The sequence below is a fragment of the Streptomyces scopuliridis RB72 genome, from assembly GCF_000718095.1.
Lineage (GTDB): Bacteria > Actinomycetota > Actinomycetes > Streptomycetales > Streptomycetaceae > Streptomyces > Streptomyces scopuliridis.
Genome location: NZ_JOEI01000016.1, coordinates 74,802 through 99,732 on the forward strand (window position 1 = coordinate 74,802; position 24,931 = coordinate 99,732).

Sequence of the window (24,931 nt, forward strand, 5' to 3'; positions counted from 1 at the left end):
ACACGGCCGAACTCACGGTCTCCCCCGAACGAAACCTCTACTGGCCGGTGTTCGCCGGAGCGACAGGCTCCGTTCCGCTCACTCGGGCCAGGCCGAGTTCTCGATCACGTCCACGAAGTCCGTCCGTACGAACCCGGGCGAGAAGCGCGCCAGCACATCCGCCTTCACATTGCCGAAGGCCGTCTCCGGCCGGTGTTCGATCCCCTCCGTGAACGCCTGGAGGATCCGGCGCTTGAAGTCCGGGCGCGGGTGGGCCGCCACGACCTCCTCCCTCACCTTGTCCGGTACGGAGTCCAGCCCCATCCCCAGCACATCGAGCTCGACCCCGGCCGTGACGAGTGCCACCTCGGGCTCCATGTGGGACGGGATCCCCGGCGTCGTGTGCAGGGCGATCGCGGTCCAGACGATCCGCGCGCTCTCCTGCGAGAGCCCGTGGCCCAGCAGGAAGTCGCGGGCGGCGTCGGCGCCGTCGAGTTCGAAGCGCTGCCGCGAGGCGCGGTAGCTCTCGGTCAGGCCGAGGTCGTGGAACATCGCGCCGATGTAGAGCAGCTCGGGGTCGTACGTGAGCCCGCGCCGCTGTCCCTGGAGCGAGCCGAAGAGGAAGACCCGGCGGGAGTGGTCGTACAGCAGGGCGTTCGTGGTGTCCCGTACCAGCTCGGTGGCTTCCTTGACGAGGGCGCTGTCGGGGATCTGGATACCGGCGATGCGGTCGGCCGAGGTTGAGGCTGACATGGCGGATTCCTTTCGCGAGGGGAGCTTCTCGGGGCACTGCCTCCCCTTCCACTCTCAGTCCGGTCGCCCTGTCCCCGCCATGTCTATCCAGACGCACACCCCATACATATGGCCATGGATCCGGGCTACCGTTGCCGTTATGAGGGCCGGAGACCGCGCCGGAGAGCGCAGGAACATCACCGTGTTCGTGTACGACGGCGTTCGGCTGATGGATGTCGCCGCCCCGCTGGAGGTCTTCGGTACGGCGGCCGGGCTCGGCGGCGCGTACAGCACGGCGGTCTGCTCGGCGGACGGCGGTCCCGTGATCACCTCCACCGGCACCCGGCTGCACGCCGACGTGCCGGCGGCCGAGGTCGGCCGGACGCACACGCTCGTCGTCCCCGGCTCCGACGATCTGCCGCACCGCCCGCCGCCGGCCGGGCTCCTGGACGCGGTGGGCGAACTGGCCGGCGGGGAGCGGTCGCGCCGTATCGCGTCCGTCTGCACCGGCGCCTTCGCGCTGGCCGCCGCCGGGCTGCTGGACGGCAGACGCGCGACCACCCACTGGCGGCACGCGGCCGCCCTCGCCCGGCGCTATCCGGCCATCACCGTGGACCCGGACGCGATCTTCGTACGGGACGGCCGTACGTACACCTCGGCCGGGGTCACCGCGGGCATCGACCTCGCGCTCGCGCTGGTCGAGGACGACGAGGGGGTGGAGCTGGCCCGTGAGGTCGCCCGCGATCTGGTGGTCTTCCTCCAGCGGCCGGGCGGGCAGTCGCAGTTCTCCGTGGCCGCCCGTACGCCGAGCCCGCGCCACGACGGGCTGCGCGGGCTGCTGCGGGAGGTGACGGCCGATCCGGCGGCCGACCACTCGCTGCCCGCGCTGGCCCGGCGCGGCGGGCTGAGCGCGCGCCATCTGACGCGGCTCTTCAACGAGCAGGTCGGCAGCACACCGGCGGCGTACATCGAGTCCGTACGGCTGGAGGCGGCGAAGGCGCTGCTGGAGGCGGGGGAGACGGTGACGGGCGCGGCGCGGCGCAGCGGGCTCGGCAGTGACGAGTCGCTGCGGCGGGTCTTCCTGCGGCAGCTGGGTGTGACGCCGTCGGCGTACCGGTCGCGTTTCCGGACGACCGCCCCAGCGAGCTGAAACGAGATACGACTCAGCCACAGCCCCGACAGCATGCCGACCAAAGTGGCTGACTCCATACAAGGTGGCGATACCGCCCCGCTCCCGCACCTCCCTACCCTTGCCGCATGACCCCTCATACCGACCATGTCGACCGTGCGGAACGTGTCGACCGTGCCGACCCGCAGTCCGGTGCCGCGGTGAAGGCCGCCGACCGAGCGCACGTGTTCCACTCCTGGTCAGCCCAGGGCCTGATCGACCCGCTCGCCGTCGCCGGCGCCGAGGGTTCCTCCTTCTGGGACTACGACGGCAACCGCTATCTCGACTTCAGCAGCGGCCTCGTCTACACCAACATCGGCTATCAGCACCCCACCGTCGTCGCGGCCATCCAGGAGCAGGCCGGCCGGCTCGCCACCTTCGCGCCCGCCTTCGCCATCGATGTGCGCTCCGAGGCCGCACGCCTCATCGCCGAGCGCACCCCGGGCGATCTCGACAAGATCTTCTTCACCAACGGCGGCGCCGAGGCCGTCGAGAACGCCGTCCGGATGGCCCGGCTGCACACCGGCCGTCCCAAGGTGCTCTCCGCGTACCGCTCGTACCACGGCGGTACGTCCACCGCGATCAATCTGACCGGCGACCCGCGCCGCTGGGCGTCCGACAGCGGTACGTCCGGCGTGGTGCGGTTCTGGGCGCCGTTCCTCTACCGGTCGCCGTTCTACGCCTCGACGGAGGCCGAGGAGTGCGCCCGCGCGCTGGAGCATCTCGAAGCGACGATCGCCTTCGAGGGTCCGGCGACCATCGCCGCGATCATCCTGGAGACGATCCCGGGCACGGCCGGCATCATGACGCCGCCGCCCGGCTATCTGGCGGGTGTCCGCGAGATCTGCGACCGGCACGGCATCGTCTTCGTACTGGACGAGGTGATGGCGGGCTTCGGCCGTACGGGCAAGTGGTTCGCCGCCGAGCACTTCGACGTGGTGCCGGATCTGCTGACCTTCGCCAAGGGCGTCAACTCGGGGTACGTACCGCTCGGCGGAGTCGCCATCTCGGGCGCGATCGCCGAGACCTTCGCGAGCCGTCCGTACCCCGGCGGACTGACCTACTCCGGTCATCCGCTGGCCTGTGCCGCCGCAGTCGCCACGATCGGGGTGATGGCGGACGAGAAGGTCGTCGAGCACGCCGCGCACATCGGCGAGACGATCCTCGGCCCGGGGCTGCGCGATCTGGCGGCCCGGCATCCGTCGGTCGGTGAGGTGCGCGGTACGGGGGTCTTCTGGGCGCTCGACCTGGTCAAGGACAGGGAGACGCGCGAGCCGCTGGTGCCGTACAACGCGTCGGGCGAGGCGAACGCGCCCATGGCCGCCTTCGCCGCGGCCTGCAAGAAGAACGGTCTGTGGCCCTTCGTGAACATGAACCGTACGCACGCGGTGCCGGCCTGCAACATCACCGAGGCGGAGGCGAAGGAGGGGCTGGCGGTCCTGGACCTGGCGCTGACGGTCGCGGACGAGCACACGGCGTAGCCCGACGGGCGGCCCTGACGGCGGGGGCGGGCGGGTCCGGCCTGCCCGCCCCGGACCCCCGCGTCACCTGGCTCCCAGAACCCCCGCGTCACCTGGCTTAAGGTGTCCCAAGCCGGACGAGGGGACGGAAAACCATGCCCGCCAGCGGAGCTGTGACCCGCAATACCTTGCGGCAGCAGATCGCGGACGCGTTGCGTGACGAGGTGCTCGCGGGGCGTTTACTGCCGGGCCAGGAGTTCACCGTCAAGCAGATCGCCGAGCAGTACGGAGTCTCCGCGACTCCGGTGAGGGAAGCGCTGGTCGATCTCTCCGCGCAGGATCTGCTCGACTCCGACCAGCACCGCGGCTTCCGCGTCCATCAGTTCTCCGTGGACGACTTCCGGCGGATGGTCGACGCGCGCTCGCTGATCGTGGACGCCGTCTTCCGCAGGCTGGAGGGCGAGCATCTGGCGGCCAGGGCGCACGGCGCGGTGCTGGTGTCCGTACGACGCCGAGCCGAGGAAGCGGCGCGTGCGGCCAGGAGCGGGGATCTGACCATTCTCATCGGCTACGACCTGCGGTTCTGGCGCGAGTTGTGCGCGCTGGTGGCCAACCCGTATGTCGCGGACTTCCTGAACCGGCTGCGCGTCCAGGCGTGGGTGTTCTCCGTGCCATTCCTGCGCGCGGACCCGGAGGTCCGCAAGCGGCTGTGGGGCGGGCACGAGCGGCTGGTCGACGCGCTGACCCTCGGTGACGCGCCGGCGGTGCGCGCCGTGATCGGTGAGTACGACAACCACTCGCTCGCGTGGGCGGACAGGCTGGAGAGTTCTCAGCGGTGACCGGCGACATAGCGAGGGCTCCACGAGTGGGTACAGGTGACATGGCGGACGTGGCGAATCCGTCGGACGTGGCGGGCGTCGATCTGTCCGTCGTCATCCCCGCGTACAACGAGGAGCGGCGGCTGCGCCCCACCCTGGACGCCATCCGCGCCCATCTGCGCGCGGACCCGGACCGCTGGGGTACGTGGGAGCTGATCGTCGTGGACGACGGCTCGACGGACGGTACGGCCGCGGTCGCCGCCGAGGCCGCGGCGGGCGAGCCGCGCGTCCGGGTGGTGACGGGCGGCGGCAACCACGGCAAGGGCCATGCCCTGCGCCGGGGCGTGCTGGCCTCGAACGGCCGGCGCGTGCTGCTGACCGACGCGGACCTCGCGACCCCGATCGATGAACTGGACCGGCTGGACAAGCAGCTCACGGCCGACGGCGGCGGCGCGGCGATCGGCTCGCGCGCGCATCCCGACGCGCGGATCGAGGTACGTCAGCTGGCGCTGCGCGAGTGGCTGGGCCGGCTCGGCAACCGGCTGATCCGGCTGGTCGCGGTCGACGGCATAGCCGACACGCAGTGCGGCTTCAAACTCTTCGACGGCGAGCGGGCGCGGGCCGCCTTCGCCGGCTCCCGGCTGGACGGCTGGGGGATAGACGTCGAGATCCTGCGGTTCTTCCGGCGGTCGGGGTGGCCGGTGACGGAGGTGCCGGTGCGCTGGGCGCATCAGCCGGGCTCCAAGGTGAGGCCGCTGGACTACGGCAGGGTGCTGCTGGAGCTGGTACGGCTCAGGGCGGCGGGGGGTGCTCCCGGCACTCGATCCCCCGCGTACCCCGGCCATCGCCGCCGTACGGACCTGATCGTCGGCGGGCTCTTCCTCCTCGCCTCCTTCTTCCTCTACAAGGGGCTGTGGGCCGACCTCGACCACGCCTATCTCGCCGACGCGGGCTCCGACCAGAACCAGTGGGAGTGGTTCTTCCGGGTCACCGCCGACAACGTCACGCACCTGCGCAATCCGCTGTTCACGACCCTCCAGAACTTCCCCGACGGCGTGAACCTGATGGCGAACACCGTCATGCTCGGGCTCTCCGTCCCGCTCACCCCCGTCACGCTCGCCTTCGGGCCGACCGTCACCTGGGCGCTCGTCCTCACGCTCGGTCTCGCGGCCACGGCGCTCGCCTGGTACTGGCTGTTCGCGCGCCGGCTCGTCCGCGGCCGGTGGGCGGCGGCGCTCGGCGCGGCCCTCGCGGCCTTCGCGCCGCCGATGATGTCGCACGCCAACGCGCACCCCAACTTCCTCGTCCTGTTCATGATTCCGGTGATCATCGACCGGGCGCTGCGGCTCTGCGAGGGTCGGCGCGTGGTCCGGGACGGGGTGCTGCTCGGGCTCTTCGCGACGTATCAGATCTTCCTCGGCGAGGAACCGCTGCTGCTCGCCGTGATGGGCACGCTGCTCTTCGCGCTCGCGTACGCCGCGGTGGACCGCGAGCGCGCGCGGGCGGCGGTGCGCCCGCTGCTGCGCGGGCTCGGGTGGGCGCTGATGGTGTGTCTGCCGCTGGTCGCGGTCCCGCTGTACTGGCAGTTCTTCGGGCCGCAGAGCTACCACAGCGTGCTGCACGGCGACGGCGCGGGCAACAGTCCGCTCTCCTTCCTCCAGTACTCGGGGCGCTCGCTGTTCGGTGACGAGGCGACGGCCGACAGGCTCGCGATGAACCGTACCGAGCAGAACGCCTTCTACGGCTGGCCGCTGATCGCCCTGGCGTTCGGGATCGGACTGTGGCTGTGGCGGGCCGCGGTAGTCAGGGCGCTGGCGTTCACGGCTGCGGCGGCCGCGCTGCTCTCGCTGGGGCCGAAGATACGTATCCCGTTCACGGACGTGGTGCTGACGGGCCCCTGGCGGATCCTGGCCCATCAGCCGCTCTTCGAGTCGGTCATCGAGTCGCGGGTGGCGATGATCTGCGCGCCCGCGCTGGGCGCGCTGGTGGCGCTGGCGGCGGACCGGCTCGCAGACCGGCGCGCCGAGGAGTTGGGCCTCATGCTCGGCGGGGCGGCGCTGGAACAGCGGCGCAGGCTACGGCTCGTGGCGTACGCGGCACTGGCCGCGGCTCTGCTGCCGATCGTCCCGACGCCGCTGCCGGTACGGGAGCGCCCGGACGTCCCGGCGTTCATCGCGGACGGCACGTACCGCCGGTACGTCGGCGAGGGCGAGACCGTGGTGCCCGTACCGGTGCCGGACCCCGGCAACGCGGAGGCCCTGCACTGGCAGTCGGCGAGCGGCCTCGGTTTCTCGGTGCCCGGCGGGTACTTCAACGGGCCGTGGGGCGAGGAGCGGATGGGGATCTACGGGGCGCCCGCCCGCTACACCTCGAATCTGCTGCGCGATGTCCGCTACAGCGGCCAAGTCCCGGTCATCGACGCCAAATGGCGCGCGCAGGCCCGCTTCGACCTGGCGTTCTGGAAGGCGGGGGTGGTGGTGCTGGGGCCGCAGCCCAATGACGCGGCGCTGTACGAGACGCTGGAGAAGCTGCTCGGGGGGCCGGGGAAGCGAGTGGGCGGGGCATGGATCTGGGATCTGCCGCCCACGGGATGATGTCTCCGCAGGCACCCCTGCCTATCCTGTGATACCCCGTCATACCCCCTGCATACCAGTCCCCGTCGACCCGGCCTCTTCGCTGAACGTGCCCTCCGCATTACGCTGTCCCGACCGTCGCGACCATCGCGCGCCCCGCGTACGAACCCGTTGGAGAGCGAGCCTCCCTTGGCCTGTGACCTGTGGTTGGTCCCCCTCGTCGATGTGCTGTGCCACAGCCCCGACAACCCCTTCGCCGAAGAGATCGCCGTCTACGACAAGGCGCTCGGTGCTGCCGGGCTGCCGTCCGTTCCCGTCTTCGCCTATATGCCGGGCCTCTCGGGGGATGTCGCCCCGGTCGCCGGCTTCGACTACGACGCGCTGCACTTCCTGCGGCGCGCGTATCTGCTCCAGCTCTGCGGCCTCGCGGTGACGCCGGTCGGTGAACTGGGCGGTGACTACGAGCAGTTGCTGGAGATGTTCGAGTCGACGGCCCAGCAGTCGCATCTGGTCTGGCACTACGACCACGCGGGCGCGTATGTCCCGGTGGACTACGACGCGCCCCTCTCGAACGAGGAACTCCTCGCGGGCGGCGGCCCGCTGGGCTCCACGCAGGGTCTGCTGCGGGAGCTGGAGATCGTCGGCCCGGCGATCGGTATCGATCCGGCCAACCCCCCGTCCGCCCCCGCCCCGCCGGCCCGCCCCACGTCCTTGGAGGAACCGGCGACCTCGATCCCGTACGACGACAGCCCGTTCGCCCGGGAGCGCCATGTGTGGCTCGGCCTGCACGCGGCGGCCACCAGGAGCCTGGGCCAGGGCTCGATGATCATCTTCAGCTGAAGAACGGAAGAGCATAAGGGTCGGGGGCCGGCGAGAGCCGACCTCCGACCGCTTCCCTCACCGCGCTTCGGGCGGCCGCTGCCTCGGCATGTTCGGGCGGGTGCCCGGCGGGAGCGGGAAACGTCCCGGGGGCGGTACGACGCCCTCCCCGCGCGCCCCGCCCATCGGCACCGACTGCATCATCAGCGGCGCGGGGCCCGAGCGGAACTCGACCATCCAGTCCGCCGTCTCCGCCCGTACCAGCTCCGTCACGTCCTCCGTGAACCGCCGCAGGACGCCGAGGCAGCGCTCCGCCGCCTCGCTGGCCGTGCCCTCGGTCGGGCCGAGGACCTCCCGTACGCACTCCGACGCCCAGTCGAACTGGAACGTCTGGAGTCTGCGCTGCACCGCCTGCGCCGTCGCGACCGCCCGCATCCAGCCGGACGTCAGCCCGAGGTACCGGTCGCACCCCACGCAGGCCGCGCCCAGCAGCAGCGAGAGATATCCCCACCCCGCGGCTCCGGTCAGCGCGTCCGTCAGATCCAGCAGCGGCAGCGCCGCGCCCGCCGTCACCGCGACGGCCGTGGCCGCCCGCAGGGCGCGGGCGGCGCGCCGCTTGCGTACCCGGTCGGCGAGATACCAGTCGACCGTGCGCAGCGCCCCCGTCTCGACCCAGCGGTAGAGCTCGTCGAGCCGCTCCGCGGGCTCCCCCCAGTCCCCGAGCGGGAACGGGCCCCCGGTCAGATCGCCGTAGGGCGGCGGGCCGCTCTCGTCCTCGCCGGTGGTCTCCCCGGACGGAGGCCCCTCCTCCCGGGCGGGGCCTCCGGGCTGCATCTCCGGCTGGCTCACCTGGGTACTCCTCTACGGTCTGCTCTGCGGTCTGCGGTAGGTCTGCGGTAGGTCTGCGGTACTGCCTGCTGTGACTCTGCGTGACGGTCGGTGTGCGCGCGTACCGCCCAGGGCCTGTCGATGCGCCTGTTGACGCGCATGCACTTCCTACCGCCAAATGGTGGGCTGTGTGCTCGAAATCCCGGCATTTCCTTCCACGTGGGCGCCGTGATCAGGTAGAGGAGCGGGGACGCTCTCACTCGAAAGAGTTCGCTTGGGGTTCGTTCCGGCGGGGTAGGGCGAGCCGCCCGGGGACCACGTAGGCTCGCCTTACGGACAACTCGTCCAGTAACTCGTCGTCGAGATGCCAGGAGTGACTGTGATTCCCGGTGGTGGTCAGCCCAATATGCAAGAGCTGCTCCAGCAGGCCCAGAAGATGCAGCAGGACCTCGCGCGGGCGCAGGAGGAGCTGGCGGACGCCGAGGTCGAGGGGCAGGCGGGCGGTGGTCTCGTGAAGGCCACGGTCAACGGCTCCGGTGAGCTGCGTGCTCTGGTCATCGACCCGAAGGCCGTCGACCCCGAGGACACGGAGACCCTCGCGGATCTCGTCGTGGCGGCCGTGCACGCGGCGAACGACAACGCGCAGCAGCTCCAGCAGGAGAAGCTGGGTCCGCTGGCGCAGGGACTCGGCGGGATGCCGGGTCTGCCCTTCTAACCGGCGCTGACACCAACTAGCGTACGTACTCACCGCAGTAGGGAAGGCAATCCGTTGTACGAAGGCGTGGTCCAGGAACTGATCGACGAGCTGGGCAGGCTGCCCGGCGTCGGTCCCAAGAGCGCGCAGCGGATCGCTTTCCATATCCTCCAGGCCGAGCCGACCGATGTCCGCCGTCTCGCCCATGCCCTCCTTGAGGTCAAGGACAAGGTCCGGTTCTGCGCCGTGTGCGGCAATGTCGCGCAGGAGGAGCGCTGCGGGATCTGCCGTGACGCGCGCCGCGATGTGACGGTGATCTGTGTCGTGGAGGAGCCGAAGGACGTCGTCGCCATCGAGCGCACCCGCGAGTTCCGCGGCAAGTACCACGTGCTCGGCGGCGCGATCAGCCCCATCGAGGGTGTGGGCCCCGATGACCTGCGGATCCGTGAGCTGCTGACCCGTCTCGCCGACGGTACGGTCACCGAACTGATCCTGGCGACCGACCCCAACCTGGAGGGCGAGGCCACGGCCACGTACCTCGCCCGCATGATCAAGCCGATGGGCCTGAAGGTCACGCGCCTGGCCAGCGGTCTGCCCGTGGGGGGCGACCTGGAATATGCCGACGAGGTCACGCTCGGGCGTGCCTTCGAGGGGAGACGACTTCTCGATGTCTGACGCAACGCTGCATGCCGTCAATCAGGATCCGGACGACTTCGCGGTCCAGATCGCCGACCAGATCGAGAGCTTCATCGTCGCCGTCACGGAAGTGGCGAAAGGTGATGAACCGGACAGCGCCGTACCGTTCCTGCTGCTGGAGTTCTCCCAGCTCATGCTGGCCGGCGGCCGGCTGGGCGCCCATGAGGACATCCTTCCCGACGAGCGGTACGAGCCCGATCTCGGCCCCGAGCCGGACGTCGACGACCTGCGCGAGCGCTTCGCCGTGATCCTTGAGCCGATCGATGTCTACTCCGAGGTCTTCGACCCGTACGAACCGCGCAAGGCGCCCGTGCCGTCCCGTATCTCCGACGACATCGCCGGTGTGGTGACGGATCTGCGCCACGGTCTGGCCCACTACCGCGCGGGCCGGACGACCGAGGCGCTGTGGTGGTGGCAGTTCTCGTACTTCTCCAGCTGGGGTTCCACCGCCTCCGCCACGCTCCGCGCGCTTCAGTCCCTGGTCGCCCACGTACGCCTGGACCAGCCGCTTCCGGCCCTGGACGGTCTCGACACCGACCAGGGCCTGACCGAGGAGGCCGAGGACGTCCTGGCGGAGGAGGCCGGCAGGGTGATGGCGGAGGAGATCGCGACCCCGCTGGGCATGCGCACGCTCAGGTGACGCGCATGGCTCGGGTGTGACTCAGGTGACGTGAGCGGGCAAGGCTCCGTGACGTGGGCCACGTTTCCGCGTGTACCGCGCCATTGGGGGCATGCATGCACACCGAGCGGCCGTAACCGTCTCAAGGTGATCACGGAGTGGGCGGGACATCTCACGATGTGGTATAGCCGGGACGCCGGGCGGTCGCTCGTTAAACTGAGCCGACAGTGACTATGGACTGAGCGAGGAGCGCACGTGGGCCTTGTCGTGCAGAAGTACGGAGGCTCCTCCGTAGCCGATGCCGAGGGCATCAAGCGGGTCGCCAAGCGGATCGTCGATGCCAAGAAGAACGGCCACCAAGTGGTCGTCGTGGTGTCGGCGATGGGTGACACGACGGACGAGTTGATCGATCTCGCCGGGCAGGTATCCCCCATCCCCGCCGGGCGTGAGTTCGACATGCTGCTGACCGCCGGAGAGCGGATCTCCATGGCCCTGCTGGCGATGGCGATCAAAAACCTGGGCCACGAGGCCCAGTCGTTCACCGGCAGCCAGGCGGGCGTCATCACCGACTCGGTCCACAACAAAGCGCGCATCATCGATGTCACGCCGGGCCGGATCCGTACGGCGCTCGACGAGGGCAATATCGCCATCGTCGCCGGGTTCCAGGGGGTGTCCCAGGACAAGAAGGACATCACTACGCTGGGCCGTGGCGGCTCGGACACCACCGCTGTCGCGCTCGCGGCGGCGCTGGAGGCCGAGGTGTGCGAGATCTACACCGATGTGGACGGTGTCTTCACCGCGGACCCCCGGGTCGTGACGAAGGCCCGGAAGATCGACTGGATCTCCTTCGAGGACATGCTGGAGCTCGCCAGCTCCGGTTCCAAGGTGCTGCTGCACCGGTGCGTCGAGTACGCACGCCGTTACAACATCCCGATCCATGTCCGCTCCTCCTTCTCGGGGCTTCAGGGCACATGGGTCAGCAACGAACCGCAAGGGGACCGCAAGGTGGAGCAGGCCATCATCTCCGGTGTCGCCCATGACACCTCAGAGGCGAAGATCACGGTCGTCGGTGTCCCCGACAAGCCCGGCGAGGCCGCGACGATCTTCCGCGCCATCGCCGACAACCAGATCAATATCGACATGATCGTGCAGAACGTCTCCGCCGCGTCGACCGGTCTGACCGACATCTCCTTCACGCTGCCGAAGACCGAGGGCCGCAAGGCGATCGACGCGCTGGAGAAGACGAAGCCGACGATCGGCTTCGAGTCGCTGCGCTACGACGACCAGATCGCCAAGATCTCGCTCGTCGGCGCCGGCATGAAGACCAACCCGGGCGTCACCGCCGGATTCTTCGAGGCGCTCTCGGACGCGGGCGTGAACATCGAGCTGATCTCGACATCCGAGATCCGTATCTCGGTGGTCACCCGCGCGGACGAGGTCACCGAGGCGGTACGCGCCGTGCACACCGCCTTCGGTCTCGACAGCGACTCCGACGAGGCCGTGGTCTACGGAGGCACGGGACGATGAACGCGCCCCGTGGCGCCGTGCGGAGCGCCGCGCGATGAACGGCGGGCCGACGCTCGCGGTCGTGGGTGCGACCGGGGCCGTCGGCGCCGTGATGCTCCAGATCCTGTCGCAGCACGCCGACGTCTGGGGCGACATCAGGCTGATCGCCTCCTCGCGTACGGACGGCGGCAAGCTGTCCGTACGCGGTGAGGCGACCGAGGTCGTCGCGCTCTCCGAGGCGGCTCTCGACGGTGTGGACGTGGCGCTGTTCCTCGTACCGGACGAGGTGTCCACCCAGTGGGCACCGATCGCCGCGGCCAAGGGCGCCGTCGTCGTGGACAATTCGGCCGCGTTCCGGATGGATCCCGACGTACCGCTGGTCGTGCCCGAGCTCAACCCCCATGCCGTTCGGGCCCGTCCGCGCGGCATCGTCGCGAGTCCGGGGTGCGCCACGCTCTCGATGATCGTGGCGGTGGGCGCGCTGCACGCCGAGTTCGGGGTGCGCGAGCTGATGGTCTCCTCGTACCAGGCGGTCAGCGCCGCGGGGCAGGACGGCGTCAGCGCGCTGCGCGAACAGCTCTCCCTGGTCGCGGGTACGGAGCTGGGCACGCGCCCCGGCGATGTGCGCCGCGCGGTGGGCGATGCCACCGGCCCCTTCCCCGCCCCGCTGGCGCTGAATGTCGTGCCGTGGTCCGGGTCGGCGCTGGAGGGCGGCTGGTCCTCGGAGGAGATGGCGATCCGCGAGGAGACCAGGAAGATCCTGGACCTGCCGACGCTGCGGGTGTCGGCGACCTGTGTCCGGGTGCCGGTGATCACCGGCCACTCCCTCGCCGTGCACGCGCGGTTCGAGCAGGAGATCACGGTCGGCCGGGCGCACGAGATCCTGGCCACCCAGCCGGGTGTGGTGCTGTTCGACAACCCCGGGGCGGGCGATTTCCCCACGCCCGCCGATGTGGTGGGGACGGATCCGACCTGGGTGGGGCGGGTACGGAGGTCGCTGGACGACCCCCGGGCGCTGGAGCTGTTCGTCTGCGGCGACAATCTCCGCAAGGGCGCCGCGCTGAACACGGCTCAGATCGCCGAGGCCGTTGCCGGTGAAATCAGGAAGCCATAGATCAGTAAAGCTTTGTAGAATCTGTGAACGTCCTGTGGGCAGTTCTGCGCTCTATGCCTCTTGAACTGGGACGTTGTCGTGTTCGACGATGCGCATCCGTCTTTCTGCGAGAGCTCTGCAACCGCTGGACGGCTGGAAAGCGTCTCTGCGGTCGCCCCTTTGCGATGTCGCAAAAAATGGGGCATAGGGGGAGAACAGTTACGCATGAGGGTATTTGGTGCAGCGTCAAAACAGGTGGCGTGCGCGTACAACCCTGGCGGGGGGAAGCGTGTCCAACTGGCGTGGCAGAGGTTCTCGAATTCACAGCGATCGGCCCGGTGCGCGGCGCGGCAGTGCGTCCGCTCCGGCGGCCCCGCACGCCCGGCGGCATGCCGGTGATCGCCCCCATGCCCGCCGCGCGGCCCGCACGCATACCGTCCCAGCGCGAGGGCTCTGACGAGGCGATGGCCGCGGGCACCACCGTCGACCACCTGACCGAGACCTACCGCGCCCACTACCGGTCGCTGCTCGGTCTCGCCGCCCTGCTGCTGGACGACACGGCCTCCTGCGAGGACGTCGTCCAGGAGGCCTTCATCCGGGTGCACTCCGCGCGCAATCGCGTCCGTGAGCCGGAGAAGACCCTCGCGTATCTGCGGCAGACGGTCGTGAACCTCTCCCGCTCCGCGCTGCGCCGCCGCATCCTCGGTCTCAAGCTGCTCTCGAAGCCGATGCCGGACATGGCGAGCGCGGAGGAGGGCGCGTACGACCTGCTGGAGCGGGACGCGCTGATCAAGGCCATGCGCGGGCTCCAGCGCCGGCAGCGCGAGGTGCTGTCGCTGCGGTACTTCGCGGACATGACCGAGGCGCAGGTCGCCGAGGCGCTGGGGATATCCCTGGGCTCGGTGAAGGCGTACGGCTCGCGCGGCATAGCGGCGCTGCGCGTCGCCATGGAGGCCACGGCATGAGTGGGCGCGAGGACCGGCGAGGGTTCGGCCGCGGCGAGGGCCGCGGGGACGAGCAGGCCGGGCCGGACGCTCCGTTGAACGACCTGACTGGAAACGGAATTGTGAACAACGGGCCGGAGAATGAGCTGAGCGGCCTCGGTGACACGGGTGCCGACAGGTGTAAGAACACCGCCGATGACGACAGTGCCGGCGGTGACCGCGCTGACGGCGCTGGCCGTGCCGGCGGCGACCGTGCAGACGGTGGCCGTGCTGGTGGTGACGGCGGTGACGGTGACAGCGGCGAGGTCGTGAGCAACGATCTGAACGGTGTCCTGGACGGGGACGAGCTGGCGCTGCGGCGGATGCTGCACGGCGCCGTGGGCGACCTGCGGCCGTCCGACGGCGCCCTGGACCATCTCCGCAAGGCCGTACCGACCCGGCGGGCCAGAAAGCGCCAGGCGGTCGTCGGTATGGCTGCGGCGGCGCTGCTGTTCGGTACGGCGGTCCCCGCCTTCGTGCATGTCGCCAACTCCACCGACGCGACGGACGACCGCGCCGTCAGCACCGGCCACAGCGAGCAGGCGCAGGGCGGCGCCGACGCCGGTAAGGGCACCACGGGCGGCAAGAAGGACACAGGCGGCCCCTCCGACAAGGTGTCCGCCGCCGAGGACGAGCCCGACAAGAAGGACAAGCCGGACGGTGGGGCCGTGTCGGGTTCGCCGGAGGGCGGCAAGGGCGGCTCGGCCGATTCCGAAGCCCCCTACGAGACCGCCTCCTCTCCCGCCTGCGACCCGAGCCAGCTCCTGGTCGTGGGCCAGACGGGCGCCCCGGACTCCGTTGGCACGGTCTACGGGAGCTTCCGCGTCTCCAATGTCTCGGCCTCGGGCTGTTCGGTCACCGGCCGCGGCACGGTCAACGCCCTGGCGACGGGAGCGGCCGACCAGAGCAAGATCGCCGTCGCGCAGCACACCGCGGGCGACCCGGCGGCCGGGCTGCCCGACCCCTCCCAGGAGGCGGCGGCGCTGGTGCTGCCACCGAACGGCGCGTACGAGGTGAAGTTCGCCTGGGTGCCGTCGGAGACCTGCCCGACGACCGGCGCCTCGCCCGACCCCTCCCCGTCCGAGGACGGCTCGGCGGGCACGACCGGCGACCCCGGTACCGGACCGGACACCGGCACGGGGGACGGGTCGAACACGGTGACCCAGCTGACCACCGACGGCGGCACGATGGACGGCTCGGTCGCGGTGTCCCACACGGCGGAGCCGGGCGCCCCGAGCGGCCAGACGAGCATCCCCAACGCCTGCGCCGGCACCATCTACAAGACGGGTGTCCTCAACGCCTCGTAGGCAGGCGCGAGCGGTCGTAGGGACACGGGCTGTTGTAGGGCGTTGTAGGGCATGGGCTGTACGACGCGGGCCGGGAGAGACACGGGCAGGGGGAGGCGCGGGCCGGGGGAGGCGCGGGCCGGGAGACCGGAGTGCTACGCGGCGGTCTCCAGCCCCAACTGCCGGTCCCTGATCGCCTCCGCCTCGCGCCGGACCAGCCGGAACCACATGAAGACCACGAAGCCGGCGAAGACGAACCACTCACCGGTGTAACCGAGGTTCTGGAACGCCTTGAGGTCGAGCCCCGTGTTCTGCGGCGCGCCCGCGGGCACGGCCCGCAGCCCGTCCGACGCCTTGCTGACGGTGACCCAGGCGTCGTACACGTCGTACGGCACGACGTTGACCAGCGACGCCGCGCTGATCATGGCCAGCTGCCCCTGGGGCAGCCCGCCGCCCGCCCGCACCCCGTCGGAGCCGGTGGACTCGGACGCCTGGAGCGACCCGGTCACGGTCACCTCGCCGGTGGGCGGCGCGGGCACCTTCCCGCCGCTGGGCAGCCAGCCGCGCACCACGGGCAGCGCCTTGCCGCCGTCGGTACGGAGCATGGTCAGCACATACGAACCGTTCTCGCCGTCCAGCTCCCGGTCGGGCACCAGGAACTGATCTCCGTACCGCCCGCTCGCCGTGGCATGCCGGCCCGAGGTCTCCTGGTCGACCGGCAGCAGGGTCTCCAGCGCGGCCGCGGGCCGCTCACCGGGATCGGGCGCCGCCTTCGCGGCCTCGTGCGAGGCGACACGGTCCTCGAAGCGCCCCAGCTGCCAGGTCCCCATGAAAATGCACACGGGGATCGCCAGCAGGACGAAGACGTTGATCCCCAACCAGCGCGGAGTCACCAGGAAGCGGTACACCCCTCCACGGTACGGAACGCCGCCCGGACGCCCCGTCCCGGGTCCCCCGTAGAGGCCCCCGCGGGCCCCGGGAACCAGGACGCGGGCTCCCGTCACCTCACCCCGGTCACCTCACCCCCATCCCGGCCTCGCCTCGCCTCGTCTCAGCTCACCGCGCACCCACCCCCAGGTGCTTGACGGCGAACTCCAGCTCCAGCCGGACCTGCTTGATCCGCTCCTCGACGACGAGCGAGCCATGGCCCGCGTCGTACCGGTACACCTCGTGGACCGCGCCCCGGGCCGCCAGCCTGTCCACATAGTTCTCCACCTGGCGGATCGGGCAGCGCGGGTCGTTGACGCCCGCCGAGATATAGACCGGGGCCCGGACGTCGTCGACATAGGTCAGCGGGGACGAGGCCGCGAACCGTTCGGGCACCTCCTCCGGCGTACCGCCCAGCAGCGTGCGGTCCATCGCCTTGAGGGCTTCCATCTCGTCGTGGTACGCCGTCACATAGTCGGCGACCGGCACGGCCGCGAGCCCCACGGACCAGGCGTCGGGCTGGGTGCCGAGGCCGAGCAGGGTCAGATAGCCGCCCCACGAGCCGCCCGCGAGGACCAGCTTCGCCGGATCCGCCAGACCGGAGTCCACCGCCCACTCCCGGACCGCCGCGATGTCCTCCAGCTCGATCAGCCCGACCCGGTGCTTCAGCGCGTCCGTCCACTCCCGTCCGTATCCGGTGGAGCCCCGGTAGTTGACCCGGACGACCGCGAAGCCGTGGTCGACCCACGCGGCCGGGCCCGCCGCGAACGCGTCACTGTCATGCCAGGTCGGGCCGCCGTGGATCTCGAAGACCGTCGGGAACGGACCCTCGCCCTCCGGCCGCTGCACCAGCGCGTGGACCCGGCCGCCGGGACCCTCCACCCACGCGTCCTCAACCGGCACCGACCCGGGCGCCGCCGGCCCCGGCGGATTGAGCACCACCCCGCCCGCCGTGGACCGCACCTCCGGCGGACGGGCCGCCGACGACCACAGATACTCCACGCTTCCGTCGGGCCGGGCCGTCGCCCCCGAGACCGTCCCGGCCGGAGTCTCCACCTGGATGAGCGCGCTCTTGGCGAAGTCATAACGCCACAGCTCGCTGCGGGCCTCGAAGCTGTGCGCGACCAGCAGCCCCGATCCGTCCGGATACCACTCGGCGTTGACATCGCCGGGCAGCTCGATGGCGAGGTCGGTCTCCTCGCCGGTCAGCGGATTCCAGACGACCGGCTCCCAGCGGCCCCGCCGCTGATGGCCGATGAGCAGCCGGCTGTCCCCTTCCACCGGCGCGAAGCCCAGCACCTCCAGGCCCAGCTCGCGCGTACCGCCCTCCGTGTCGTCCAGCTGGGCCACCACCGAGCCGTCCAGCCGCAGCACCCGCACCGCCGAGTGCATCGCGTCGCCGTGCTCGGTGTGCTCTATCGCCAGCAGCGAGCCGTCGTGCGACAGATCCCCGACCCCGGCCGACTCGCGGTGCCGGTAGATCTCCACGGGCTCCTCGCCGGGCCGGACGACATGGAGCGTCGAGCCGTCCTCGTCGGTCGAGCGCCCCACCACCGCCGTACCGTCCCGGCCGAGCGCGAGCCCGGCCGGATAGGAGGGGCCGAGACCCGGCACCGCCGGCTCGTCACCCGCTCCGTCCGCCCCGGCGGCGAACCGCTGGCGCATCCAGACCCCGAACTCGTCCCCGTCCGTGTCCGAGAACCACCAGATCCACTCGCCGTCGAGCGAGAGCACGCCGTCCGTCGTCCCGTTCGGCCGGTCCGTCGCCTGCCGCTGCTCACCGGTCGCGCGATCCCACGCGTACAGCTCGTACGTCCCCGTCGCGTTGGAGACGAACAGCGCCCGCTCCGGCGCGTCCTCCGCCCAGTCGGGCAGCGACACCCGCGGCGCCCGGAAGCGCTTCTCCCACTCGGGCATGGAGGCCGCGGCCGAGCCCGCCGCCGGGGCCGCTGTCGAATCCGGTGTCGAACCGGTGATCTCAGTCATGCCCCCTATTCTGCGCCCGGCCCCTGACATTCCGTCGGCGTCCCGCTCAGCCTGTGGATAACTCCTTGAGCAGCATCTTCGTGGCCACGGTGGTCAGCTCCTTCTCGGCCTGGTCCCAGCTCCAGCCGCAGTCGTCGACGAGCGTGCGCCAGGCACCCAGGCCGAAGCAGAACCACAGCACGTCCGCGCACCGCTCGACGGTCATCCCGGTCTTGAGAGCACCGAGGCCCTTGAGGTGTGAGGCGATCTCTCGGAGGGCAGAGGTGTAGAGAGAGGTGCCCTCGTCCCAGAGTGCTTCCGCCGCCTCGTGCACGGGCAGCGCGCTGTAGAGGATCGCGATGGATTCGCGGTGCTCCTCGTTGCTGAGCCGGGTGCGGTGGGCGAGCAGGGCGATGGCGGAGACGGCGTCCTCGGTGCCCCGTATCCGCTCCACGGTCTCCTGAGCGCCGGAGTGCGCGGCCGCGCGGCGGACGGTCTCCCGCAGTATGTCGAGCCGGCCCCCGGCGCTGACGTACACCGTCTTGACCGCGGTCCCTGCCTCACGGGCGATCTCGGCGACGGTCACCTGCGCGAAACCCCGCTCCAGGAAGAGCCGCCGCGCCGCGTCGATGATGTCGCGCCGCGTGGCGGCCGCGGTGAGTGCGCGACGAGGAGAGTGGTACGGACGCTCGCCAGACATACCGGCATTTTATGACAAAGCGGGCATTTATTGCAGTACCTGTGAGTTCATTACATAGGGGCTTACCCCTATTTTCGAGGGACACAGAATGACGGTTTCATCCACGCTTCGATCCGAACGCTCGCGCATCTACGACGAACTCCTCGCCGAGCACACGATCATGCGGCGGGGCGCTGCCCTCGTGGCCGTCTCGTTCGCGAATCTCGCCGACGGTCAGCCCGTCGATGTCGGGACGCTGGTCAGCACCTCCCGTTGGCTGATCGAGTACGTCAGGAGCCACCACGGGAGTGAGGAGGAACAGCTCTGGCCGGCGCTGAGCGAGCTGTTTCCCGCCGCCGTCGCCGAACTGGACCGGATGGTCATTGAGCACCAGGCGCTCGACGCCGAGCTGCACACCCTCACCAGGGCGGTCGACGCGATCGACGCCCGGGAGATCACCGGCGGACCCGCCGAGGTGCTGGTGGTCGTCAGTGAGGCGGCCATGACCGGGCTGCCGTCGGCCCAGCGGGTCCGCGAGATTCTGACCAGGCACTTCGACGAGGAGGAGCCGGTCCTGCTCGAACTGTTCACGCAGGTACCCGACGGGGACCTCGCGCGGGTGCGGAACGGAATCTTCCGCGGTGACTCCCGGGTCAGCCCGCATCTGGTGCTCGGCCTGATGGAGGACCCCGACCGGATCCCCGGGTACGCGGCCGTGCTGAGCGCCTTCCCGGCGTCGGTGCGCTGGCTGCGCCCCGTACTGCTGGCGCGCTACCGCTCCACCAAGAAGGCGCTGGCGGTGACGACGTTCCTGGACAGGGTCTAGAGGGACGTTCCCGGACAGGGTCTAGAGGAAAGGTGGTCTGGACGGTAAGTCCGGCTCTGCCCTGCCCAGCACGTCGTCCTGAACGAAGGTGGTCAGCTGCCGGAGCCGCGCGAACGGGCGTGCAGCGTTCGCGCGACCCTCGGGCCCAGCCAGCGCTTGAGCTTGCGCAGCGCCTCCAGCTGCTCGGCCGCCCTGTCGATCCGGTAGTACAGCTGGGGCGGGATGTGCGGCAGCAGCGGGGAGTGCCGCTGCCCGAGCAGCGCGAACATCTGCGCCGGGGCGAGATGGATATAGCGCGGAAGGTTCTCGTACCACTGGGCGCTGTAGCGGGCCGCGCTCTGGACGGGGAGGAGGGCGGACCTCCGTTCCCGCTCGTACTGGACGAGGGCGTGCCGCAGTTCCGGGCGTACGCCGTTTCCGTCGTGTCCGCGCTGCCCGTCGTGTCCGCGCAGCGCGCCCGCGAGTGCGATGGCGTCCTCCAGCGCGAGTGTGGTGCCCGCGCCGATGGAGTAGTGCGTGGTGTGGGCGGCGTCGCCGAGCAGGACGAGATTGCCGTGGTGCCAGGTCCGGTTGGTCAGGGTGCGGAAGTTCAGCCACTGCGCGCTGCCGTCGGCGTGCGCCCGGCCGATCAGCCGGTGCCCGTCCAGCGGTCCGGCGAAGAGTCGCTCCAGCAGGGCCAGACCGTCCGCCTCGCTCGCCTTGTCGAGCCCGAGGCCCTTCCAGGTCTCGGGGGAGCACTCGACGATGCAGGTGCTCCCGTCCTCGCTGAACCCGTAGGCGTAGCACCAGATCCAGCCGTGCCCGGTCTCCACGAAGGCGAAGGTGAAGGAGTCGAAGATCTTGGTCGTGCCGAGCCAGATGTAGGTGTTGCGCCCGGCCGTGGCCTCGGTGCCGAAGTGTCCGGCGTGGCGCTCGCGCAGTGCGCTGCCGACCCCGTCGCAGGCCACGACCAGGTCGGCGTCGGGGAGTTCGGCCGCGTCGGCGACCGGGTGCTCGAACTCGACGCGTACGCCGAGGGAACGGGCCCGCTCGGCGAGGATGTCGAGCAGCCGGCGGCGGCCGATACCGAAGCCCGTGTCGCCGTGGTGCACCGTCTTCCGCTCGCCGACGTGTGCGACCCCGTCGCTCCAGCGGACCGAGCTCTCGCTGATGGCGACCGCGGATTCCGGGTCGTGGACATGGAGCTTGTCGATCAGGCTGCCCCAGTAGGTCACGCCCCAGCCGTAGGTGGACCCGGCCGCGTTCCGTTCGTGGACGGTGATGTCATGGGAGGGGTTCTGCCGTTTCATCAGGATCGAGAAGTACAGGCCGGCGGGCCCGCCGCCGACGCATGCGACCTTCACAGGTGCTCCCGGTTGTCCCGTTGTGACGCAAAGTGATCAATGGTGGACGAAGAGTAGCAGGGCGTGAGTGTCTTCCGGTGTGATCGCAGGCGTGACGCGGTGGCCTGCGCGGGTCGAGGTGGCGGGCCGGCGTGGGTCGGTGTCGTCGGCTTCGCGTTGGCTCGGTCCGGGCTTGTTGTGCGGTCGCCCCGTACGGGATACTTCTACAGCGCTGTAGAAGTCGATCCGCATCCGTTACCGGGAGAGAGCAGACCTGATGTTCGGCTTGAGTGAACTGGCCCTGATCCTCATCGTCATCGCGGTGGTCGTCGGGGTGAAGAAGCTCCCTGAGCTGACCCGCTCCGCCGGCAAGGCCGCCCGCATCCTCAAGAGCGAGACGAAGGCGCTCAAGGAGGAGGGCAAGGAGGAAGGCAAGGCGGGGGACAAGGCGGAGGGCAGGGCGCCCGACGCCGCCGCGCCGGGGGAGCGTCGTGTCGTCACCGGCACCATCGTCGATCGGGACGACCCGCCCGTGCGGGATTCCCGCGAGAAGCCGTAGCTCTAGACTGAACCGCTGGTTCGGGCCTTCGGGCCCTCAGACATGAGGACATTCGGGTTGACGGGGTGACGGCCCACGCGGGACGGGAGAGCGATCGTGACGGCAGGTGGGCCGGCGGGTGCCGGCGGTTTCGAGGACCCTCCTGCCGAAGTGCTGGCCGAGGCCGCCGCCGCGTTCGGGCTGCTGGCGTCGTCGGCGCGGCTGCACATCGTGTGGGTCCTGGCCCAGGGCGAGAGCGATGTGACCGGACTCGCCGAGCGCGTGGGCGGGGCACTGCCCGCCGTCAGCCAGCATCTGACCAAGCTGAAGCTGGCCGGTCTCGTACGGTCGCGGCGCGAGGGCCGTCGCCAGGTGTACTTCGTCGACGATCCGGATGTCGTGACCGTGGTCCGGCTGATGGTCGGCCAGCTGGCCGACCGCGCGGCGCACGCTCCGGCACGGCGCGTCCGCGACATCACGGCCTGAGTCCGCGGTGCCCGACTCGGTGGCGTCCGATTCCGTGGCGTCCGGGCCGGATGTGGCCGGGGCGGGCGTGGCCGGGACGGACGTGTTTACGGCGGCCGGGTCCGGGCCGGGGTCCGGTGCCGACCGTGGTCCCACGGACCCGTGGGCGCCGGGCGCGGGCGGCACCCCGCCCGATCTGACCGCGCTCACCTCGCTCCAGGTGCTGCGGCGGCTGGACAGCGGGCCGCGCGGGCTGACGGACGCGCAGGCCGAGGAGCGGCTGCTCCGGTACGGCGAGAACGCGGTTCCGGAGTGGCGTACGGCGTCCTGGCCGCGGCGTTTCGTACGGAGCGTGCGGGATCCGTTCACCGCCGTACTGCTCTGTCTCGGGGTGGTGTCGGCCACCGTCTCCGCCTGGGGCACCGCCCTGGTGATCCTTTCGCTGGTCGTGGTCAGCTGTCTGCTGCGCTCGTCCGGGGAGCACCGGGCGGACCGGTCCATGGCCGCGCTGCGCGAGCTGGTGGCCACGACGGCGACGGTGCTGCGGCGCGGAGGTGATGGACGTGAGGGCGGTGACGGGCGGGACGGGGGCGGTGCGCGTGATGGGGGCGGCTCGCGGCCCAGGGAGATTCCGGTCGACCAGCTGGTGCCGGGCGATGTGATCCGTCTCGGCCCCGGCGATCTGGTGCCCGCCGACGTACTGCTCCTGCGCGCGAGCGGGCTGACCGTACATCAGGCGGCGCTGACGGGGGAGTCGGCGCCGGTCGCCAAGTACGCCGTCGATACGCCGGGCCTGCCCGGTCTGCCGGGGGCCGGGGGAGACGACCCGGCCGCGCAGGACGACGCCGGGGACGGCGGCGCCCGTACGCCCGCGGCCGGCGAGGCGTTCGCGGGGGTGTTCGCGCAGCCGCGGCTGTGTTTCCAGGGCAGCAGCGTGGCCTCCGGCAGCGGCACCGCCGTCGTCGTGGCGACCGGGACACGTACGCGGTTCGGCGCCGCGCGCAGCCGGCCGGGGCGCCGTACGGCCAGCGCCTTCGACCGGCAGGTGAACGGGATCTCGTGGGTCCTCATCCGGTTCATGCTGCTCACCCCGCCGCTCGTCCTGATGGCCAACGCCGCCCTGCGCGGCCGGGGCCTGGAGACGCTTCCCTTCGCGGTCGCGGTCGCCGTCGGTCTCACTCCCGAGATGCTGCCGGTCATCGTCACCACCGCCCTGGCCCGTGGCGCCTCACGCCTCGCGCGCCACCACGCGGTCATCGTCAAACGCCTGCCCGCGCTGCACGACCTGGGCGCCGTTGATGTCCTGTTCCTGGACAAGACGGGCACTCTCACCCAGGACCGGCCGGTGGTCGGCGGGGCGATGGACGCGTACGGCGACCCCGACCCCGAGGTGCTGCGCTGGGCCGCCGTCAACGCCTGGTGGACCCTGCAACTGGCCGATCTTCCCGCCCCGGACGCCCTCGACGAGGCGATCCTGGACGCGGCGGACGAGGCGGATCCGGCGCGGTACGAGGGCGTCGCGGCCCTCCCGTTCGATCCCGTACGCCGCCTCTCCACCGCGGTCGTACGACGGCCGGGCCGCCTCGGCACGCACACCCTCGTCGTCAAGGGGGCGGTGGAGGCCGTACTCCAGCGGTGCGCGCTCGACGACGAGGAACGCAACCGGCTCTCCGCGCTGGCCGCCCGCGAGGCGGACCGCGGCCTGCGGCTGCTCGCGGTCGCCACGGCGGAACGGCCCGCCCGCCATCGTGACTACACCCCGGCCGACGAGCGCGGACTCGACTTCCTGGGCTTCGTCGCACTGCACGACGCGCTCGCTCCGACCGCCGCCGAGGCGCTGAAGGTGCTGGCCGCGCGCGGCGTCTCGGTCAAGATCCTGACGGGCGACCACCCGGGCACGGCGGCCCGCGCGTGTCTGGACCTGGGCCTCGACACGGCCGTCGGCGACCTCGCGCCCGGCGGCGACGATCTCACGGGCGCCGACGATCTCACGGGCGCCGACGATCTCCCGGGCGCCGGTGAGGTCATCACCGCGGAACGGCTCGACGCCCTCACCGACGCGGAACTCGCCGAGGTCGCCCGGCGCACCACCGTCTTCGCGCGCTGCACACCCGAGCACAAGGCCCGTATCGTCGCCGCCGTCCGCGCCGACGGTCATACCACCGGCTTCCTCGGCGACGGTGTCAACGACCTGCCCGCGCTGTACGCCGCCGATGTCGGGATATGCCCGCGCGACGCCGTCGATGTCGTCCGTGAGTCCACCGATGTCGTGCTCGCGCGGAAGGACCTCACCGCGATCGAGCACGCGATCGGCGCCGGGCGCCATTCGAGCGGCAATATCGCCACGTATCTGCGGATCACGCTCTCCTCCAACCTCGGCAATGTCATCGCGATGCTCGTCGCGGGGCTGCTGCTGCCGTTCCTGCCGATGCTTCCGGCCCAGGTCCTCGTACAGAACCTGTGCTTCGACGCCGCGCAGCTCGCCTTCGCGTACGACCGGCCGCGGCCCGAGGCGCTGCGCAGGCCGACGGAGCTGCGGTCCCGGGCGTTCTTCCGGTTCATCACGGGCTTCGGGCTCATCAACGCCCTCGCGGACCTGGCGACGTTCGTGGTGCTCGCGTTGGCCCTGCACACCGCGGTCGACGTGGGCAGCCAGGCGGAGTTCCACTCCGGGTGGTTCACCGAGAACCTGCTCACCCAGGCGCTGGTGATGCTGCTGTTGCGTACGAGCGCACGCCCCGCGTCCGGCCGGCGGGCCCCGAGCCCCGTCCGCTGGGCCGCCGCCGGGCTGGCTGTGACCGGGCTGCTGCTGCCGCTCTCGCCGCTCGGGCCGATCCTGGGCATGCCCGCCCTGCCGGGGCTCTACTACGTACTGCTCGGCGCCGTGCTCGGGCTGTACGCGGCAGGGCTGGTCTTCGCGCGGGGGCGTATCGGCGGGGCGCAGCTATAGCCGCT

The 24,931-nt window shown here is 70.9% G+C and carries 22 protein-coding genes; 16 read left to right on the plus strand and 6 right to left on the minus strand.

The genetic code is table 11. The features are described 5' to 3' along the window. Window positions 1–78: 78 nt before the first annotated feature. Window positions 79–732: an HD domain-containing protein gene (locus IF11_RS0121015; protein ID WP_030353214.1), complete on the minus strand. Its 654-nt coding sequence runs from the start codon at window positions 730–732 to the stop codon at window positions 79–81. 139 nt (window positions 733–871) lie between these two features. On the opposite strand from IF11_RS0121015, the gene IF11_RS0121020 reads away from it, so the two are divergent. The 5 genes from IF11_RS0121020 to IF11_RS0121040 all read left to right on the plus strand — a co-directional run bounded on the left by IF11_RS0121020 (window position 872) and on the right by IF11_RS0121040 (window position 7,570). Then, window positions 872–1,861, plus strand: coding sequence for a GlxA family transcriptional regulator (locus IF11_RS0121020; RefSeq protein WP_051746102.1), 990 nt, complete (start codon window positions 872–874; stop codon window positions 1,859–1,861). 107 nt (window positions 1,862–1,968) lie between these two features. Continuing rightward, window positions 1,969–3,360: an aspartate aminotransferase family protein gene (locus tag IF11_RS0121025; protein ID WP_030353216.1), complete on the plus strand. Its 1,392-nt coding sequence runs from the start codon at window positions 1,969–1,971 to the stop codon at window positions 3,358–3,360. Window positions 3,361–3,494: 134 nt separating this feature from the next. Next, entirely contained in the window at window positions 3,495–4,178 is a 684-nt protein-coding gene (locus tag IF11_RS0121030; protein WP_030353217.1) for a GntR family transcriptional regulator, read from the plus strand. Window positions 4,179–4,219: 41 nt separating this feature from the next. Continuing rightward, on the plus strand, window positions 4,220–6,751 hold the full coding sequence (locus tag IF11_RS0121035; RefSeq protein WP_051746103.1) for a dolichyl-phosphate beta-glucosyltransferase: 2,532 nt from the start codon (window positions 4,220–4,222) through the stop codon (window positions 6,749–6,751). A 168-nt stretch (window positions 6,752–6,919) separates the two neighbouring features. Further along, window positions 6,920–7,570: a hypothetical protein gene (locus IF11_RS0121040; protein WP_030353219.1), complete on the plus strand. Its 651-nt coding sequence runs from the start codon at window positions 6,920–6,922 to the stop codon at window positions 7,568–7,570. Window positions 7,571–7,627: 57 nt separating this feature from the next. On the opposite strand, the gene IF11_RS0121045 is transcribed toward IF11_RS0121040, so the two are convergent. After that, window positions 7,628–8,398, minus strand: coding sequence for an SLATT domain-containing protein (locus IF11_RS0121045; RefSeq protein WP_030353220.1), 771 nt, complete (start codon window positions 8,396–8,398; stop codon window positions 7,628–7,630). Between the two features lie 358 nt (window positions 8,399–8,756). Here IF11_RS0121045 and IF11_RS0121050 point away from each other — a divergent pair, with 358 nt between their 5' ends. The 7 genes from IF11_RS0121050 to IF11_RS0121085 all read left to right on the plus strand — a co-directional run bounded on the left by IF11_RS0121050 (window position 8,757) and on the right by IF11_RS0121085 (window position 15,275). Beyond that, window positions 8,757–9,092, plus strand: a complete 336-nt coding sequence (locus IF11_RS0121050; RefSeq protein ID WP_078490815.1) for a YbaB/EbfC family nucleoid-associated protein — start codon at window positions 8,757–8,759, stop codon at window positions 9,090–9,092. Window positions 9,093–9,146: 54 nt separating this feature from the next. Then, window positions 9,147–9,746 carry a recombination mediator RecR gene (gene recR / locus IF11_RS0121055; protein ID WP_030353222.1) on the plus strand — a complete coding sequence of 200 codons (600 nt, stop codon included), beginning with the start codon at window positions 9,147–9,149 and terminating at the stop codon, window positions 9,744–9,746. Further along, on the plus strand, window positions 9,739–10,407 hold the full coding sequence (locus IF11_RS0121060) for a DUF5063 domain-containing protein (RefSeq protein WP_030353223.1): 669 nt from the start codon (window positions 9,739–9,741) through the stop codon (window positions 10,405–10,407). Before recR ends, IF11_RS0121060 begins: the two co-directional genes overlap by 8 nt. Window positions 10,408–10,641: 234 nt before the next feature. Next, on the plus strand, window positions 10,642–11,913 hold the full coding sequence (locus IF11_RS0121065) for an aspartate kinase (protein ID WP_030353224.1): 1,272 nt from the start codon (window positions 10,642–10,644) through the stop codon (window positions 11,911–11,913). A 34-nt stretch (window positions 11,914–11,947) separates the two neighbouring features. After that, the gene (locus IF11_RS0121070; RefSeq protein WP_030353225.1) at window positions 11,948–13,006 is read left to right on the plus strand and encodes an aspartate-semialdehyde dehydrogenase; all 1,059 of its coding nucleotides are present in this window, start codon (window positions 11,948–11,950) and stop codon (window positions 13,004–13,006) included. Between the two features lie 281 nt (window positions 13,007–13,287). Then, window positions 13,288–13,950, plus strand: coding sequence for a SigE family RNA polymerase sigma factor (locus IF11_RS0121075; RefSeq protein ID WP_078490816.1), 663 nt, complete (start codon window positions 13,288–13,290; stop codon window positions 13,948–13,950). Between the two features lie 287 nt (window positions 13,951–14,237). After that, the gene (locus tag IF11_RS0121085) at window positions 14,238–15,275 is read left to right on the plus strand and encodes a hypothetical protein (RefSeq protein ID WP_030353227.1); all 1,038 of its coding nucleotides are present in this window, start codon (window positions 14,238–14,240) and stop codon (window positions 15,273–15,275) included. 134 nt (window positions 15,276–15,409) lie between these two features. Here the strand turns inward: IF11_RS0121085 and IF11_RS0121090 are convergent, their stop codons facing one another. The 3 genes from IF11_RS0121090 to IF11_RS0121100 form a co-directional block, all read right to left on the minus strand. Continuing rightward, a complete protein-coding gene (locus IF11_RS0121090; protein WP_030353228.1) occupies window positions 15,410–16,162 on the minus strand; it encodes an SURF1 family protein in 753 nt (250 codons plus the stop codon). A gap of 148 nt (window positions 16,163–16,310) precedes the next feature. Beyond that, entirely contained in the window at window positions 16,311–18,167 is a 1,857-nt protein-coding gene (locus tag IF11_RS0121095; RefSeq protein ID WP_037728199.1) for a S9 family peptidase, read from the minus strand. Window positions 18,168–18,213: 46 nt separating this feature from the next. Continuing rightward, entirely contained in the window at window positions 18,214–18,846 is a 633-nt protein-coding gene (locus tag IF11_RS0121100) for a TetR/AcrR family transcriptional regulator (protein WP_030353230.1), read from the minus strand. 88 nt (window positions 18,847–18,934) lie between these two features. Between IF11_RS0121100 and IF11_RS0121105 the strand changes: the two genes are divergently transcribed. Then, window positions 18,935–19,651 (plus strand): hemerythrin domain-containing protein, encoded by a 717-nt coding sequence (locus IF11_RS0121105; RefSeq protein ID WP_030353231.1) that lies wholly within the window; start codon window positions 18,935–18,937, stop codon window positions 19,649–19,651. A gap of 92 nt (window positions 19,652–19,743) precedes the next feature. On the opposite strand, the gene IF11_RS0121110 is transcribed toward IF11_RS0121105, so the two are convergent. Next, window positions 19,744–20,994: an FAD-dependent monooxygenase gene (locus IF11_RS0121110; protein ID WP_030353232.1), complete on the minus strand. Its 1,251-nt coding sequence runs from the start codon at window positions 20,992–20,994 to the stop codon at window positions 19,744–19,746. Window positions 20,995–21,250: 256 nt separating this feature from the next. Here IF11_RS0121110 and IF11_RS0121115 point away from each other — a divergent pair, with 256 nt between their 5' ends. From IF11_RS0121115 to mgtA, 3 genes are all read left to right on the plus strand, one after another. Next, window positions 21,251–21,532: a twin-arginine translocase TatA/TatE family subunit gene (locus IF11_RS0121115; protein ID WP_030353233.1), complete on the plus strand. Its 282-nt coding sequence runs from the start codon at window positions 21,251–21,253 to the stop codon at window positions 21,530–21,532. A 96-nt stretch (window positions 21,533–21,628) separates the two neighbouring features. Beyond that, on the plus strand, window positions 21,629–21,997 hold the full coding sequence (locus IF11_RS0121120; RefSeq protein WP_030353234.1) for an ArsR/SmtB family transcription factor: 369 nt from the start codon (window positions 21,629–21,631) through the stop codon (window positions 21,995–21,997). 67 nt (window positions 21,998–22,064) lie between these two features. Beyond that, window positions 22,065–24,926, plus strand: coding sequence for a magnesium-translocating P-type ATPase (gene mgtA, locus IF11_RS0121125; RefSeq protein WP_420894554.1), 2,862 nt, complete (start codon window positions 22,065–22,067; stop codon window positions 24,924–24,926). Window positions 24,927–24,931 lie beyond the last annotated feature (5 nt).